Genomic DNA, 16193 nt, shown 5'->3' on the forward strand with positions numbered 1-16193 from the left:
TAGCAATACCACTAAGTATTTCTACCACCCACTCTACCTTTTAGATACATGAGCAACAACAAAAAATCCACAGAGATATTTTCAAGCCTTTGATATCTTTAGCCAGCTTATTCTATTGACAGATAGCCTTAAGAAATTTATGACTATATAAAGCTGAGTGCTTTATATGAAAAATATGTAAGACATTTATCATTTTCAACTTAAGTTATCGCTAAGCGTCTCTTTTTGATTGTCCTTATTTTCGCCAATAATGCTGTGTTGTCGATGTGCAAACCAGCTTTAAAAATTCTTTTTAAAAACTGTTTTTGGTATGACCATGATATATCTTGCTCCTATTTGCTCTACCACGCTTGCTATCGTAAAACGGTGGCGTCCATCGTTACTTGTAGTGCCTTTATGCATGTTACTAGTAGGCTGTGATAGTGCCTCATCTAACACCGAAAAAGACATGGTATCTACGTTCGCTACTACTAACTCTGAATCACAGGGTGCTTCACAACCTTTTCAAGATGACAACGCTGAATCAGCAACTAATGATGAGTCAAGCGAAATGGCAGAAGGACAATCATTGATTGCTGCTGCTCAGTCAAATAAAGATACCTACACAGACAGCTCTATGGAGCGATCAGAAGCGAAAAGCAGTATGCTGCAAGCAACATTGATGGGCGATTACGGCGGCATGGTCTCTTGTACAGATTGCGACAGTATCGACGTTACATTGAACTTATTCGCTGATGGTTCCGTACTAAAAGCAAGTTATTATCATAATCCTGAAAAACCAAAAACACCTCTACTCGAATCGGGTATCTACCGACAAGACAATGATAAAATCACCATTGTCTATGAAGGGAAAAATATCGAGACCTATCATATCCAAGACAACCACTTGATACGGATTGATGAACACGATAATTTAGAGGATGACTATACGTTATCTCGCAAATAAAAGCGTCATCATGCTGACTGTTAGTTGGCGTATCTCTACATACTAAACGCCGAAATTACATTAGCTACATAGCGCCTACTTGTTAGGCGTTTTTTATTGGTCATCGAACAGGGTTTACTTTACAATGATTGTTTGTTTGCCCAGCTGATATATTGGTCGTTGTTTATCAGAGTGGTTATTTTTACTGATAACAGCTAGGCACCTCATACTTTATTTTATCAGCTCTCTATTCTTTTCATTCAAGCGCGTACGGAACGTCTATGCATATTCATATCCTTGGTATTTGTGGTACTTTTATGGGCTCACTAGCATTGCTAGCACGTGCGCTTGGGCATACAGTCACGGGTTCAGATGCCAATGTCTATCCTCCTATGTCCACTCAGCTCGAAAATGCTGGCGTGACTATCGAAGAGGGCTACCTAGTAGAACATTTGCAACCAACGCCAGACTTAGTCGTCGTTGGGAACGCGATGAAGCGCGGCATGGATGTGATTGAGTATATGCTAGATAATGGCTTGCGCTATACATCAGGTCCGCAGTTCTTATCTGAGCAAGTATTGCAGTCACGTCACGTAATCGCCGTTGCAGGTACGCATGGTAAGACCACAACCACGACTATGCTTGCGTGGATATTACATTATGCTGGTATCGATGCAGGGTTTTTGATTGGCGGTGTGCCATTGGTTGATACAACTGACGAGCACTTACAGCAAGTGTTTGCGCACAGCAGCTATTTGGGTGCTGATAAAAGCGATAATGATAAATCTGGCTACTTTGTAATTGAAGCAGATGAGTACGATTCTGCCTTCTTTGATAAGCGCTCAAAGTTCGTTCACTATCGTCCGCGTACTGCTATTTTGAATAACCTTGAGTTTGATCATGCAGATATCTTTGCAGATCTCAATGCGATACAAACTCAGTTCCACCATATGGTGCGTATGATTCCAAGCACTGGTAAAATTATCATGCCAGCCGCGACCATCAGTTTAGAAGATACGCTAGCAAAAGGGGTTTGGACACCTATCTGGCGTACTGCCGTCATCGACTCTACTTTAGCTGATACCAGCGAAAATACGCGTGCTCTAAAAGATAGTAGCGACTGGCAGGCTGAGCTGATTCAAGAAGACGGTAGTAAGTTCAAAGTTAGTTTTGCTCCTAACGAAGAAGCAACTGCTATCGTAAACTGGTCAATGAGCGGTATCCATAACGTCAATAACGCGTTAGTTGCTGTCGCTGCTGCTTATGATGTTGGTGTCAGTGTTGAGACTGCCTGTACCGCTTTATCAGATTTCGCTGGTATCAAGCGCCGGATGGAGCTGATTGGCGACGTCAATGACATCTTAGTTTTCGATGATTTTGCCCATCATCCGACGGCTATTACGACCACATTAGATGGTGCCAAAAAGAAGCTAGCTGATAGACGCATTTGGGCTATCATTGAGCCGCGTAGTAACACCATGAAAATGGGCATTCATCAAGACAGCTTGGCTCAATCAGCGGCACTTGCTGACTACACATTATGGTACGAGCCTACTGGTTTGGAATGGGGCTTAAAAGAGGTCATCGAACAAGCTAAGGCTACTAGCGACTCTATCGGCAACCAACAAGTGTTATCAAGCATTGATGATATCATTGAGCATATTAGCAGTCATGCAAAAGCAGGTGACGCGATTGTAGTTATGTCAAATGGCGGCTTTGAGGGAATTCATCAGCTTTTATTAACCGCATTGCATAACGGCTAATGCTTCTAGCTAAGATAAAGAAGCATCTCTTATAAAGAAACCGCTCTTCTTATTTCCCTATATACAAACGCAGCTCATCTAGTAGATGGCTGCGTTTTTTATTTTTAATATTTATATGATTTCATTTATATGAATTCGGCACTACAGGTACCACCTTGATAATCGCTGTTAGCACCACTGCTACCTTTGTAACCTTTCGTTTACTTATTGTCCTTACTCAATAGCAAATCAGGCTTTTTCCTCACATAGCCCCTACAGTAGTAACATTTTATGCTTACTTTTGCGTTTGAGGAATGTTTACAATAGATGCATCAAAACTTGTAACACATTATAAATATTAATAATATTAGGAGAATAACATGAGCTTTATTTGGATGATTATTGTAGGTTTAGTCGCAGGTTTATTAGCGCGTGCTATCAAACCAGGTAATGACCCCATGGGTTGGATTATGACTATCGTATTGGGTATCGTTGGTGCAATGCTAGGTGGTTTCCTAGCTGGCCTAATCGGTATTAACGCTGATGGTGGTTTCACTGGTCTTATATTCTCAGTGATCGGTGCAATTATCCTATTGTTCCTATATGAAATGATTGTAAACAAACGCCGTGCATAATTGGTCATAAGCCATGCATAGTTTAATCATAAATGATTACTAGCTAATTAAAATACTATATAAACAAAGCCTTGCGTTAAGCAGGGCTTTTTTATGCCATTTATCATCAAAATCCAGTCTTTCTATATGCATATAGCATCATATGACTGCGAAAGTATTGATAAGCATTACTTTTGTCCCCATTTATCTTATAATATCAACCCTATTTTGTCCTTATCATTGAGGTGAGCGTTATGGCACTACTCCCTATCTTAAGTTACCCAGATCCTCGCTTGCGTACTATCGCCAAGCCTGTCAAGGAAGTGACTGCTGAAATCAAAACCTTAATCGCAGACATGATCGAGACGATGTATGATGCTCAAGGCATTGGGCTTGCAGCCAGTCAAGTGGATCATCATATTCAGCTTATCGTTATGGATTTGTCTGAAGACAAAAGCTCTCCTAGAGTTTTTATCAATCCAAAAGTCACGCCACTGGTAGAAGAAAAGCAACCGTATGAAGAAGGCTGCTTATCTGTACCTGATGTCTATGACAAGGTCGAGCGTCCTAATAAAGTCCGTATTGAAGCGTTAGACGGTAACGGTGAGGTCATCGACGAAGTAGTCGAAGGACTGCTTGCTGTTTGTATCCAGCATGAAATGGATCACCTAAATGGCGTAATCTTCGTTGACTACTTGTCTCGTCTTAAACAGACTCGTGCTCGTGATAAAGTTCGCAAAGTTCTTAAAATACGCGAAAAGCAAGAAGCTCAATCAGCAGAAAAACAGACACAAGCCGTCAATTCTTAAAGCCCTACTCTTTATTCTTATCTTTTTTATTTCGTCTTTATCCTTCACATAGTTACGTCACAGTGAGTGTTAATATTTAGCATTCACCGTTTGGCGATAATTTTTCTAACCGATACAGTTTCCACAAAAGGTTTACTACTATGACAATGATCAAAATTGACCAATATTTTGAACCTGCCAGCTGGCAGAAATTTACCAAGGCTGCTGAAGGTCGCGAGACGCCTTTCTTGGTAGTTGACCTTAGTCGAATCGAAACCAAATACCATGAAATGGTAAGTCTGTTTCCTAATGCAAAACTGCATTATGCAATGAAAGCTAGCCCTGCGGTGGAAGTAATCAATTTACTAGCAAACCTTGGTTCTAACTTTGACTGTGCCTCTATTTATGAGCTTGATCGCGTGCTTGGTTGCGGCGTTGATCCATCTCGTATCTCGTATGGCAACACCATCAAAAAAGCTGAGCATGTTAAATATGCTTTTGAGAAAGGCATCGATCTATATGCGACTGATTCAGAAGCGGATCTAAAAAACATTGCCAAACACGCTCCAGGCTCTAAAATATTTGTTCGTATCTTGGTGCAAGGATCAGAGACAGCAGAATGGCCATTATCACGTAAGTTTGGTTGCCATCCTAATATGGCCATCGACCTACTGGTTCAAGCACGCGAGCTGGGCTTGGTGCCTTATGGTATCTCATTCCACGTTGGTAGCCAGCAAAAAGACGTCGCTGCATGGGATGATGCATTAGCCAAAGTTAAATATATGTTTGACTGGATGAAGAACGAAGAAGGCATCAAGCTACAAATGATCAATCTAGGTGGCGGCTTCCCAACCAACTACATCAGCGAAGTCAATCCTATTAAGGTCTATGCAGAAGAGATTACCAGCTATTTGACTGATGATTATAATGATGATGAGATGCCTGAGATTATTTTAGAACCAGGCCGTTCACTCGTTGGTGGTTCAGGTGTCTTGGTTAGTGATGTGGTACTGATCTCTCGTAAGTCAGATACCGATTTGACTCGTTGGGTATATACCGACGTTGGTCTATTCCAAGGCTTAATCGAAACGCTAGGTGAAGCAATCAAGTACCCTGTCTATACGCCTAAGATGGAAACGTCTACCAGTGAAGGCACAGTAGTACTGGCAGGCCCAACTTGTGACTCAACCGATATTATGTATGAAGAAGCAGGCTATCAGCTACCAGAAGAGCTTGAGATTGGTGATAAAATCTACTGGCTCACCACTGGTGCTTATACCAATTCGTACTCATCGGTAGAGTTCAATGGTTTCCCACCGCTCGAAGTGGTTTATATTGACTAGTACTTAATACTGTTCCACAAAAAAGCGCGGCACAGTTAACACCCGTATCGCGCTTTTTTGTTCTTAATGATTTGATTGTTCAACTAGTCAATTCTTAAAGAAATAGGCACGCTATTGTTGTTATTAATAGTTCGGCTACCGTTACTGGTACTACTGCTTGAGTTTTGTGAAATCTTTCCAATCGTTACCCATTGTCCACGTGGCACGATCATCGTACTGTTCAATCTTTGACCTCGAATAGCATTGCTAGCACTGTTAGTATGATTAGTAGAACTCATTCGATTATAAGGTGAATTCGGCTGCACTAACCTTTCTTCTACTTGGGAAAGTTGTACTTCCACCTGTCCATTGGGCAGCAATCTTGGTGTGACGGCAATCCCTTGTGTCGTTGGCAATAGTATTTGCTGCTGAATCACAATCTGTGGTTTGAAGTTATCGTTAGCTGAACGATGATAAGTCAAATGGTTATTAGCATTATAGGTTTGAGTTAGCGAATAAAGCGTACCTGTGCTGATGCTCGCCGCACTGCCAGATAGTGTTTGTACTTGATGTAGACTATTACCCTGCTGCTGGCTGCTACGCTGACTAATAACCCCTGCACCTTGGATACCGCGATTGGTAATAATGACCTGACCTTGCTGAATATTGCCTTGCAGGCCACTACTATTGCCAACACGTACAGCGACCGTCAATGCCTGTGGCTGACGGTCAATCTGAAATAACAATTGCTGTACCGCCTGATAATTGCGTGCCGTCGTTTGTAGTACCAATTTATCTTGATAGGTAGTCACCGTACCACCGTCTGCGCTACTATTTAATTGTTGCCTAACTGCAGGTAACAGACTAGCCCCACCATAAGTATGGATAACATAGGTTTGAGCAGTACTGGCGTGTACGGTTACTGGTAGGACCGCTAGACTCAGTGCAAAGGCTGATAGGCTTGCAAGATTGATGGTACAAACAGCACCAATCAGTCTATGACTAATATAACGTTTAATGCTATTCATACCTACTCCTTTGCTGCTATTAAGTCATCGAGCTATCAGTTATAACGCTAAACTTGACCGTCAACCATAAATAGTCGTTAGTCACTTAATCCAAGTACATCTTGCATGTTGTACTGACCTACTTCCTGCTCAACAACCCAAGTTGCGGCACGTACTGCACCAGCGGCAAATGTCATGCGCGCGCGTGCACGATGGGTAATCTCGACCACTTCGCCATCTGCGATAAACATCACAGTATGGTCGCCTACGATTTCGCCACCACGTACCGCGTGGATACCGATTGTCCCAGATTCGCGCTCGCCAGTTTGGCCTTCGCGGCCATAAATAGCGACGTCTTTTAGGTTCTGTCCGCGCGCTTCTGCGACAGCTTCGGCCATCATATACGCCGTACCAGAAGGTGCATCGATTTTATGCTTATGATGGGCTTCGATGATTTCTACATCAGCATCATTACCAAACGCTTTGGCAGCCATCCCAAGTAGCTTCAATGATAAGTTAACGCCTGTCGAATAGTTGCCCGCATATACGATAGTGATTTTCTCACTTGCTTTTGCCAGTACTTGTTCTTGCTGTTCACTAAATCCTGTCGTCCCGATGACCATAGCGACATTATGCTCAGCACAAACTTGCATGTTTTTTTCAGTGGCGTCAGGCAAGCTAAAATCAATCAGTACATCGATATCGTTAATCACAGCGGCTAAGTCATCAACGATTTGCACATTTAAATGGCCGATAGCAGCAACTTCGCCTGCATCAGCACCGACTAAGCTAGAGCCTTGACGCTCAATCGCTGCTTTTAATGTAGTTTGCGGGTTATTCTGTACTGCCTCGATAAGCATACGACCCATACGCCCGCCTGCACCGATTACCCCAACATTGATAGATTTATTATTCGATTGTTCGCTCATGTTTTTACCTTAGACGTTTTATATTTGATGAAACTATTTTTGACTATCATTTATCGTAAGTTTAGCAAATATCATCACACGAAGGGCTTTTTATACCATCAATAAAAAGCCCAAAGGTTTCATGTGAAACCTTTGGGCTTAGTTTAATACTAGCTACTTAGTTAGACTGTTTCTTAATCGAACAAGTCGCCGATTTTTTTAAAGAATGACTTTTTATGTGGCGACTGTTGATGCTTGCTGTCATCATCCAAAGTGTCTTGGAATTGGCGTAACAAGTCTTTTTGCTCACGAGTCAGATTCACTGGCGTTTCGATAACCACACGGCAAATCAAGTCACCTTTCATAGTAGTACGGACTGGCGTTACGCCTTTGCCGCGTACACGCAGCAACTTACCGCTTTGCGTACCTTCTGCCACTTTGATTTTCACTTTGCCATCTAAGGTTGGGATTTCGACTTCTTTACCCAACGCTGCATCAGTGATACTTACTGGTACATCCATATATAGGTCAGCGCCTTGGCGGGTAAAGACATTGTGCTGTTTGACGCGTACTTCGACATATAGATCGCCGTTTTGTACGCCAGCGCCGCCCGCTTCGCCCTCGCCTGCTAGACGAACGCGATCACCATCATCGACGCCTGCAGGGATAGAGACTTCTAACGTGCGTGATTTGTCTTTTACGCCATTGCCATGACAGTCCGAACAAGGGTTTTTGATCTGTTTACCAGTACCGCCGCAATGAGGACAAGCTTGCTGTACCGCAAAGAAACCTTGCTGCATACGTACTTGACCTTGGCCATGACAAGTCTGACAGGTGACCACATCAGAAGCATTTTTTGCCCCTTTACCATCACAAGTATCACAAGGCGCAGGAGCCGTGAAACTGATTTCTTTTTTGCAGCCACGTACAGCTTCTTCTAATGTCAGCTCAATCACATAACGCAAGTCAGAGCCGCGACGCGAACGCCCACCGCCGCCACCACGCTGCTGACCGAAAATATCACCGAAGTTACCAAAGATATCGCCAAAGATATCTTGGAAGTTGCCGCCACCTGCGCCGCCGAAGCCGCCGCCACCCATACCGTTTTCAAAGGCTGCATGGCCCATGCGGTCGTAGGCTGAACGTTTTTCTTCGTCGCTCAATACTTCATAAGCCATTGAAGCTTCTTTGAATTTGTCTTCCGAATCAGGATCATCAGAGTTGCGATCTGGATGGTATTTCATGGCAAGCTTACGGTAGGCTCGCTTAATTTCTTTGCTGTCAGCGGTCTTGCTGACACCTAATATTTCATAAAAATCGCGCTTACTCATGCTCTCTCCTATCGTCTTTACAGCCACACCGGTTCGTCAAATCATCAGCTCAATTGATAGTTGTCTTAATCTTATTCGTGGTTCTTAGCCATCGGATACGTATAACGTTTCACATGAAACATAACAACTCATCATGCTATAGAACCATAATGCTTAGACTTAACCAAAAAATACGGTGAAGGCTGCTTAGCCAAATCAATTATAAAAAGTTTGCGCTATTTATGGAGATGGTCTGCTGATTTATCAAGCTCTTAAATGATGAAATTAGCAGTTGGCATCGCTGCGGCAAAAGCCAAACGATTCATTAAGGTTACTGCAAAGCTTTTCGTACCTGAGCGGTGCCCAGTCGTGCTAATATTTACCGTCACATCTACGGTCATTTATACTCATAGTGATGACGCTTGCGACAAGGTATCAAGTCTTATGAAAAAGCTGGTTATTCTATTAATCATAATTGCGGTAGCAGTGTATGCAGGCTCGCCTTACTACAGTGCTTATCAGCTCAAAAACGCTTATGACGATAAAGACGGTGCCACTATCGCAGCGGCTATTGATTATGAGCAAGTGCGACCAAGCGTCCAAAATCAGCTAACCAGCCAATTTGCGACGACAATGACTAAGTATCCACTAATTTCTGAATTGGGCGGTGAGCCGTTGACCGAAGCCGCGAATAGTTTTATCGCGCAGGCAGTTGAAGGGGCTATTACCCCGCAGAATATCGAAAAAGTGATTAATACCCAAGGTCAAGCCAATACAGCAACCAAAGAGCTAGCCGCAGCATGGGCCATCGCTAGCGATCAAGTCGACTTGAAAAACCTAATTCAAAGCTTAATCATTCAGCGCGGTGATGTCGATGCCGTGGTCAAAAGCCAAATACAGCAAGTCATGAAAAAACAAGCGGCAGAACTTGAGCAGCAAGTAGCCCAAGGCAATGACAGTGAAAAGCCAACGCTTAGCTACTGCGGTATTAATTGCTTTAGTATTAGTGGTCAGGTAAAAGGCTACCCTCTCACTATCGAGATGCAGCGTGAAGGGCTTATCAATTGGAAAATCGTTGATATCGTCTTACCATAAATTATTTAAGACAGCTTTTGAGATGCAAAAATGTCTGAATAGAACCATAAAAAACCGCCTTATGAACTGATTCATAAGGCGGTTTTTTTATGTTGTTTAGCAGTCCAATACCTTAAAGTTTTGAATTATTGAAACACTTAACCATACCAGTCGATTATTCAACGCCCAAGAATTCTAGAAATTCTGGACTCTCAAAACTCGCCTGATATAGTACGCCATCTTCACGGTAGATGGCAGGCGTCGCCATCACCGCAAGTCCAGCTGCTTTTTCACGATTGGGTGTCACATGGTCAACTGTACAACTTGCTGATGCAGGTGTCATTTCACCCTGTAGCATTGCCCTGTCAAATGCCTGACGACGACTGTCTGCATCCGCTTGGCACCAGATACCACGCATCTGCTTCGGTGACGCCTCATATATCGGATAGCCGATGACATTGACTGTCACACCTTTCGCATTGAGTGATGGCACTTGCTGATGTAATCGGCGGCAATAAGGACAATTCACATCATCCGCCACATAGATAACGGCTCTCTCAGTAGTGGTTGCTGGATAAGTAATCAGTTGGCTTTTGTCCAATGACGCAAACACAGACTGGTTTTTGCGTTTTTCAAAGTTCTCATCGAGGCCGATAAATTGACCATTTTCGATGACTGATATTTCACCATCGGTAATATACTGCGCATTATCTGATAGTAAAAACGGCACCCCTTCTAGCGTTGCACCCCAGATGACACCCGGTACTGCGGTATAAAAGAATGGCGTTTTAGCGCTCATATTCTTAAGCGCAGCCATATTTGCTAGCAGAGACGATTTGACTGAGGCACTGACAGGTTCGCCTACTTGCGCACTCGTGCTACGTACTGGTGTTTTAGTGACAACTTGCTTACTTGGGTTTTTCTGTAGCTCACCCTGAATGACGTAACGACCATCTTCGGTGATGTGCAGCGGCAGTTGTCCGGCCAAATTCACTTTATACATATTGGGCAGTTTGGACGGCACAATAGAAGTAATCTGTGTTTTGATGCCTGCTTGGGTCAATATTTGACGCAATCGCTTATCGATATTCGCACTCACTACTTGAGCTGCTTGTGAACTTGTAGTGCTTTGCGTTACGTTATTGCTATTAGCATCCGCTAAACTTGGCTGAGCGCAAGCAGTGGTTGCTAATAGTATGACGCTTATTAGGCTAGCGGACTTTAATACAGGTAATGTCACAGAGAGATTCCTATCTGATTTTTAATAATGGCAGTTTTCAATATTAAGACCAATTCCAAATCTACAACTAACTGAAAGGTAGCACTACATTTTCTGATTAGTCAGATTTTTGGAATTGGTTTAAGGGTTGTCTGTCATAAAAATATAGATAAAAAAGACTGTAGCATATGGGATGGTTTTACAAAGCAATAAATAGCTAAAATCGCAAAACTGCTACTTAGCTTTAAGAGATAGGCAACACAGCCAGATAGTAGACATAAACACAATATAGCAGACCGCAAAAAGCAGCACACTGGGTAGCGGCTGCTAATGGGTTTAAAACAATAATTTCAAGACAAATACTAAGGCCAAAGCTTAATAGCTTCAGTGCTTATTTCTTAAAACTTAGCAACTTCTTCTGGCGTTAAGAAACGGCTATCGCCTTTTTCTAGGCCTTCTAGATTGATATGACCGATACTAGCGCGGTGCAGCTCAGTTACTCGATTACCGAAGTAACCCATCATACGTTTGACCTGATGGTATTTGCCCTGCTCCAATGTTAGGCGTGCATGTTTTTCATCAATGAACTCAAGAACAGCAGGCTTGGTTGGCTCGTAATCCCCTTCAAGCAAGATGCCTTCAGCCACTTTCTTAACGGCTTTTTCTTGTGCATCACTATCCATTGCATCTGCCAAAGTCAGCTCGTACGCCTTTGCATGCTCATGCTTAGGACTGGTGACACGGTGCAGCCAGCCGCCATCATCACTCATGAGCAATGCGCCAGTGGTATCGACATCGAGACGTCCAGCGATACGCAGACTACCCAATTCTGGTACAGCAATCAGTTCAGTGACGATTGGATACTCTTTAACTTTTAGCGTGCACTCGAAGCCTTCAGGCTTATACAATAAGATATAGCGATTACCCGCAGCGACCGACAACGGCTCGCCTGCCCACATCACATCATCATTGACCACATCGACATGTAGGCCAGGATCTTTGACTACTTGATCGTTTACGGTAATCTCGCCGGCGTGCATGATCTTTTTTGACTCTTTACGCGACAGCTCGGTGGCTTTACTAATGAATTTATCTAAACGCATACTATTTACTACCATCGGTTTTATTATACCAGCCCTAAATCAGAAATTAACGACGCCAGCACTCAGCCGTGAGCGGCTCGTTATCTTCGATGGTTAGAAATGGTACTATAATGAAAAATTAAATGAACACTGTGCCCAATACAAAAGCCAGTGAAAGTCAGACCAGTTTAACATATCCAACCTAAGCCTGATGAAATATGAGCTATCAAACGTTAAAACGTGCCGTTACCACGCGACTCGAAATTAAAAAATCTGAGTTTATTGCTTATGCCTATCCGGTGACCTCTCGCGAGCAAGCAATGTTTCACGTGGAACAGCTACGTGAACAATATGCAGATGCGCGTCACTTTTGCTGGGCCTATATCGTGGGTGACCCTGATAACACCACCAGTGCAGGGTTTGATGATGATGGCGAGCCAAGTGGTACAGCGGGCAGGCCGATCTTAAATGTGCTGCAGCATAAGTCGATCGGCAACGTAATTGTCATCGTGGTGCGTTATTTCGGTGGTATCAAATTGGGTGCTGGCGGTCTCACCCGTGCTTATGCAGGCTCTGCCCAAGCGGCCGTCGATGAAATGATACTAAACCCTTATGTACCGATGACCCAGATTCAAATACTGGCAGAATTTGCGACCGAAGCGCAATGCCGCTATATGATAGAAAGCCTTGGCGGTCATATCGACGATGTCGCCTATAGCAAACAAGTGACCTTAACCGCCACACTTGCTGAAGCAGATGTCGAAAATTTAAAAGCGCGCTTAGCAATGGATGGTCGAGTATTGGATAAACCAGAAGACTAAAAATCTGACTAGCTATTCTCGTCGCAAATTTTGGACAGTTTTGTGTTCAATATATTTATTCGTTAAATTGTTTCAGTAGCTGTTTTCAATAACTGTTTTCAGTAATCATGCGTTCACTGAAAATTATTGGTTTTCACAGGTACTGGCGTTATGATAAAAAACCCTTATCACACTACTCTATTTATTTTTTCACGATCATTAAATAAGACCAATATATGTCAACTTCGACCAAACCTTTTTCTCCAGCACCTTTTAAGCCACCATTTTGGCTAACCAATCCACATTTGCAAAGCATCTTACCCAAGTTTTTTGCGCCAAAGGCACCGATCTACCGCCGTGTGGTCGAAAAAGACTCATTGGACGAGAGCGATATTGCCTATGACTTTTATGATGCGCACCCTGTAGAAATGTCAAAAGATGGCGAGCTTGAGCAAACCCCATTGATTGTCCTCTTCCATGGCATGGAAGGCAGTAGTGACAGTCATTACGCTCGCGCACTGGCGTACCAAATGCATGCGCAAGGCTGGCATTTTGTGGTGGCACATTTCCGCAGTTGCGGCGGTATTCCTGCCAGTGGTACAGTATTTTATAACGCCGGTGACACTGACGAGGTGCATCATGCGCTACAGAATTTGCGTGAGCAGTATGCCAATATCTATGCCGTTGGTGTCTCTCTAGGTGGCAATGCACTGGCCAAATACATGGGCGAATATGAGGACAAAGTCCTATGTAAAGGTGCCGTTGTTATCTCCGCGCCAGTCGATATGTCCTCAGCTGCCATTACTATGCACAGCTTTTTGAGTCATCGTATCTATACGCCTTATCTGCTTAACCCAATTATCAAAAAAGCATTGGCAAACGATCTCACGCAGGATGAAATCAACTCTATCAAAGCTGCCAATCGTATCAGTGATTTCGATGACATCTTTACCGCGCCGCGTCACGGATATCGCTCCAAAAACGACTATTATCATACCGCATCCGCCATGCCGTATTTGCGCAACGTCACCCACCCTCTGCTATTAATCAGTGCAAAGGACGATCCTTTTATTGGCTTTACCGCTACGCCAAATGATGTCTCTGATAGTGTCACCATCTTAGATACTGAGCACGGTGGACACATCGGTTATCTGCGTTATCGCTCAGACAACGGTCAGTCCAAAAGCAAATCGTCTGTCACCAATGATAAAGAATCCAAGACTTCAAAATTCGATATTAACTGGATACCTGAAACTGTCAGCGCTTATTTTAATTGGATTGGTGTAGCTTCTACTAGCGAACCCTCTCAAGATGTAACCTCTGACAATAAATAATCACTGTCACCAATGACAAAATAATAACACCAACGTTTATAACCTTTTGAGAGTGTTTTATGTACCCATTTATCCGTTATGCTAGCACCATTGCTCATGCTGCCTTAAAAGCAAAAAACGGCGATATACTGACGTTTAAGGACACCAGTGAGATTCAGTTTCGCTGCCGCTTATCCGATATAGATAATTTTTTGGAGATGAATAACGGCCGCGTATTTACGCTTTATGATTTGGGTCGTATGGACTTTGCGGTGCGGACTGGGCTTGGCAAGCAGTTGTTAAAACAACGCTGGGGTTTGGTCATCGCTGGCAGCACTATTCAATACCGTAAGCGTATTCGCGCCTTTCAAAAAGTCACGCTCAAGACCAAAATCGTCGGTATCGACGCGCGCTGGCTGTACATTGAGCAATCAATGTGGGTTAAAGGACAGCCTTGCTCATCTGGACTACTGCGTACCGGTGTGACCAAAGGTGGCAGAGTGATCGACACTGCACAAGTATTGGCTGCACTTGGTCAATCTGACTGGGATCTACCGCCAACAGGTTACGTGGCTGAGTGGATCAAAAGTGATGCTGATCGTCCGTGGCCGCCTGTCGATACAGCTGACTGACTTAACTTTATAAGCTAGAAATCTATTACTTTTAATTTATTCAACAGATAGTACGAGCAAGCAACCTTATAGCTACTATTCCATAACAACTCATTATATAAATACATATAATAAATGTTAGGATAGTGGTGAGTACATACTCAGACAAAACAAATATAGTCTTATAAGGAGAATAATATGGCTAATACAACAAATTATGTCGGTACGTTATTTGATAATAGCGAGTCAAACCCAAGCAAAATTACTTTAGCGTTTACCATGGCAGGCGTGGCACTGAAAAAAGGCCATTCTGCTACTGTGATATTAATGGTGGATGCCGTACATCTGGCAAAACCAAACGCGCTAGACAATGTAGATATCGGCGATCCGTTTGAGCCAGCTGGTGAGTTACTAGAAGCCTTTATCGAAAAAGGTGGTCAAGTATTGGTCTGCGGCGCTTGCATGAAACACAACGGTGTAGAAGAGTCAGATATCGACAAGCGCTTTGAAGTAATTAGTGGTGATGATGTGGTTGAGCTGTTGATGAATGCGAAAGGGTCGTTGCAGTTGAATTAGGACATAAGCAAATTCAGTTAATCAAGCTGTAGAAGTGAGTCAGTTTCTTAGTCATCGTTTTGGTGGCTTGGATACTGATCTTTTTTTTGAAAATCTTAGTAAGAATTAATATCTTACAAAGAATTAAAACTGAGTGGTAGATAAGCCGTTAGAACCTATTTAATTATTTTTATAACTAGGTGGGAACTTCTCTTTTCCATATATCCATAAGAACTTATCAATATCTTTCGCATTTTTTCCGTTAAGATTATAATACGTAATAAAATCTAAAATCACTTGGTGAAATTTTTTAAAACTCTTTAAATCTTTCTTCTTAAAGTCTGAAAAACTATCTCTTTCCTTGTAGGCGATGAGTGTCTTTTCTACGAAGCTGTCATATATAGAATAATCTATTTGGTTATGCCAATTGCAATACTTAGTAGCAAAAGAATAAAAATTGATTTCTTTATTATTCTTTTTAGTACGAATGTTATGTCCAGTAGCGATTTGATGTACAAGCTCCGGATTTCCTGCCTTTATGTTTTCATCGACATCACATTCTAATATATGCTGAGCCACCTTGAAAACACTATAAATGCTAGTGCTATATAGCTCATTAATCACACTGACCTTTAAAATAATATCTTCAAGAGAAGTGTTATTTGGAAATGCTTCGAACAGTTTTATTATTGCACTATCTCCATACTTGTACCTTTCATCTAATTCGAATTTATCTATATACTGCTTTATTAAATCTTCAGTAGGTTCATCTAGAAAATCATTATTCTTCATATTCTTTCTCATATCATTTGAATTTTTGAATCATAGGGTAATCCCCCCAATAAATAAGAACACTTACAAATAGAGATTAACTGCTAAAATACACCAGCAGGAGAATCCTATGAAAAAGACACGCTTTAGCG

The 16193-nt window shown here is 42.5% G+C and carries 16 protein-coding genes; 10 read left to right on the plus strand and 6 right to left on the minus strand.

The genetic code is table 11. The features are described 5' to 3' along the window. Positions 1-310 precede the first annotated feature (310 nt). The 5 genes from ACQKCG_RS06000 (at position 311) to ACQKCG_RS06020 (ending at position 5412) form a co-directional block, all read left to right on the plus strand. Positions 311-946: a copper resistance protein NlpE N-terminal domain-containing protein gene (locus ACQKCG_RS06000; protein ID WP_227522890.1), complete on the plus strand. Its 636-nt coding sequence runs from the start codon at positions 311-313 to the stop codon at positions 944-946. A gap of 260 nt (positions 947-1206) precedes the next feature. Further along, positions 1207-2688, plus strand: coding sequence for a UDP-N-acetylmuramate:L-alanyl-gamma-D-glutamyl-meso-diaminopimelate ligase (mpl, locus tag ACQKCG_RS06005; protein WP_101204691.1), 1482 nt, complete (start codon positions 1207-1209; stop codon positions 2686-2688). A gap of 359 nt (positions 2689-3047) precedes the next feature. After that, the gene (locus ACQKCG_RS06010; protein WP_057757652.1) at positions 3048-3302 is read left to right on the plus strand and encodes a GlsB/YeaQ/YmgE family stress response membrane protein; all 255 of its coding nucleotides are present in this window, start codon (positions 3048-3050) and stop codon (positions 3300-3302) included. A 233-nt stretch (positions 3303-3535) separates the two neighbouring features. Then, positions 3536-4090 (plus strand): peptide deformylase, encoded by a 555-nt coding sequence (gene def, locus ACQKCG_RS06015; RefSeq protein WP_057757649.1) that lies wholly within the window; start codon positions 3536-3538, stop codon positions 4088-4090. A 146-nt stretch (positions 4091-4236) separates the two neighbouring features. Beyond that, positions 4237-5412 (plus strand): type III PLP-dependent enzyme, encoded by a 1176-nt coding sequence (locus ACQKCG_RS06020; RefSeq protein WP_102091404.1) that lies wholly within the window; start codon positions 4237-4239, stop codon positions 5410-5412. Positions 5413-5495: 83 nt separating this feature from the next. On the opposite strand, the gene ACQKCG_RS06025 is transcribed toward ACQKCG_RS06020, so the two are convergent. The 3 genes from ACQKCG_RS06025 to dnaJ all read right to left on the minus strand — a co-directional run bounded on the left by ACQKCG_RS06025 (position 5496) and on the right by dnaJ (position 8637). Continuing rightward, positions 5496-6419, minus strand: a complete 924-nt coding sequence (locus tag ACQKCG_RS06025) for a hypothetical protein (RefSeq protein WP_201556071.1) — start codon at positions 6417-6419, stop codon at positions 5496-5498. Between the two features lie 77 nt (positions 6420-6496). Next, a complete protein-coding gene (gene dapB / locus ACQKCG_RS06030; RefSeq protein ID WP_134292826.1) occupies positions 6497-7327 on the minus strand; it encodes a 4-hydroxy-tetrahydrodipicolinate reductase in 831 nt (276 codons plus the stop codon). 173 nt (positions 7328-7500) lie between these two features. Next, complete coding sequence (dnaJ, locus tag ACQKCG_RS06035) at positions 7501-8637, minus strand: molecular chaperone DnaJ (protein ID WP_057757637.1); 1137 nt, start codon at positions 8635-8637, stop codon at positions 7501-7503. 255 nt (positions 8638-8892) lie between these two features. On the opposite strand from dnaJ, the gene ACQKCG_RS06040 reads away from it, so the two are divergent. Next, positions 8893-9711, plus strand: coding sequence for a DUF2939 domain-containing protein (locus ACQKCG_RS06040; RefSeq protein ID WP_227678835.1), 819 nt, complete (start codon positions 8893-8895; stop codon positions 9709-9711). Between the two features lie 154 nt (positions 9712-9865). Here the strand turns inward: ACQKCG_RS06040 and ACQKCG_RS06045 are convergent, their stop codons facing one another. Further along, a complete protein-coding gene (locus ACQKCG_RS06045) occupies positions 9866-10930 on the minus strand; it encodes a disulfide isomerase DsbC N-terminal domain-containing protein (RefSeq protein WP_134292828.1) in 1065 nt (354 codons plus the stop codon). Positions 10931-11307: 377 nt separating this feature from the next. Continuing rightward, positions 11308-12012 carry a pseudouridine synthase gene (locus ACQKCG_RS06050; RefSeq protein WP_134292829.1) on the minus strand — a complete coding sequence of 235 codons (705 nt, stop codon included), beginning with the start codon at positions 12010-12012 and terminating at the stop codon, positions 11308-11310. Between the two features lie 197 nt (positions 12013-12209). Between ACQKCG_RS06050 and ACQKCG_RS06055 the strand changes: the two genes are divergently transcribed. The 4 genes from ACQKCG_RS06055 to ACQKCG_RS06070 all read left to right on the plus strand — a co-directional run bounded on the left by ACQKCG_RS06055 (position 12210) and on the right by ACQKCG_RS06070 (position 15291). After that, entirely contained in the window at positions 12210-12812 is a 603-nt protein-coding gene (locus tag ACQKCG_RS06055) for a YigZ family protein (RefSeq protein WP_134292830.1), read from the plus strand. Between the two features lie 215 nt (positions 12813-13027). After that, positions 13028-14125: a YheT family hydrolase gene (locus tag ACQKCG_RS06060; protein WP_134292831.1), complete on the plus strand. Its 1098-nt coding sequence runs from the start codon at positions 13028-13030 to the stop codon at positions 14123-14125. A gap of 59 nt (positions 14126-14184) precedes the next feature. Continuing rightward, positions 14185-14736: an acyl-CoA thioesterase gene (locus ACQKCG_RS06065; RefSeq protein WP_134292832.1), complete on the plus strand. Its 552-nt coding sequence runs from the start codon at positions 14185-14187 to the stop codon at positions 14734-14736. 177 nt (positions 14737-14913) lie between these two features. After that, positions 14914-15291: a DsrE family protein gene (locus tag ACQKCG_RS06070; RefSeq protein ID WP_134292833.1), complete on the plus strand. Its 378-nt coding sequence runs from the start codon at positions 14914-14916 to the stop codon at positions 15289-15291. A gap of 159 nt (positions 15292-15450) precedes the next feature. Here the strand turns inward: ACQKCG_RS06070 and ACQKCG_RS06075 are convergent, their stop codons facing one another. Further along, on the minus strand, positions 15451-16062 hold the full coding sequence (locus ACQKCG_RS06075) for a hypothetical protein (protein ID WP_134292834.1): 612 nt from the start codon (positions 16060-16062) through the stop codon (positions 15451-15453). Between the last annotated feature and the right edge of the window lie 131 nt (positions 16063-16193).

Origin of the sequence: Psychrobacter sp. NPDC078929, from assembly GCF_050267985.1 — a bacterium.
Lineage (GTDB): Bacteria > Pseudomonadota > Gammaproteobacteria > Pseudomonadales > Moraxellaceae > Psychrobacter.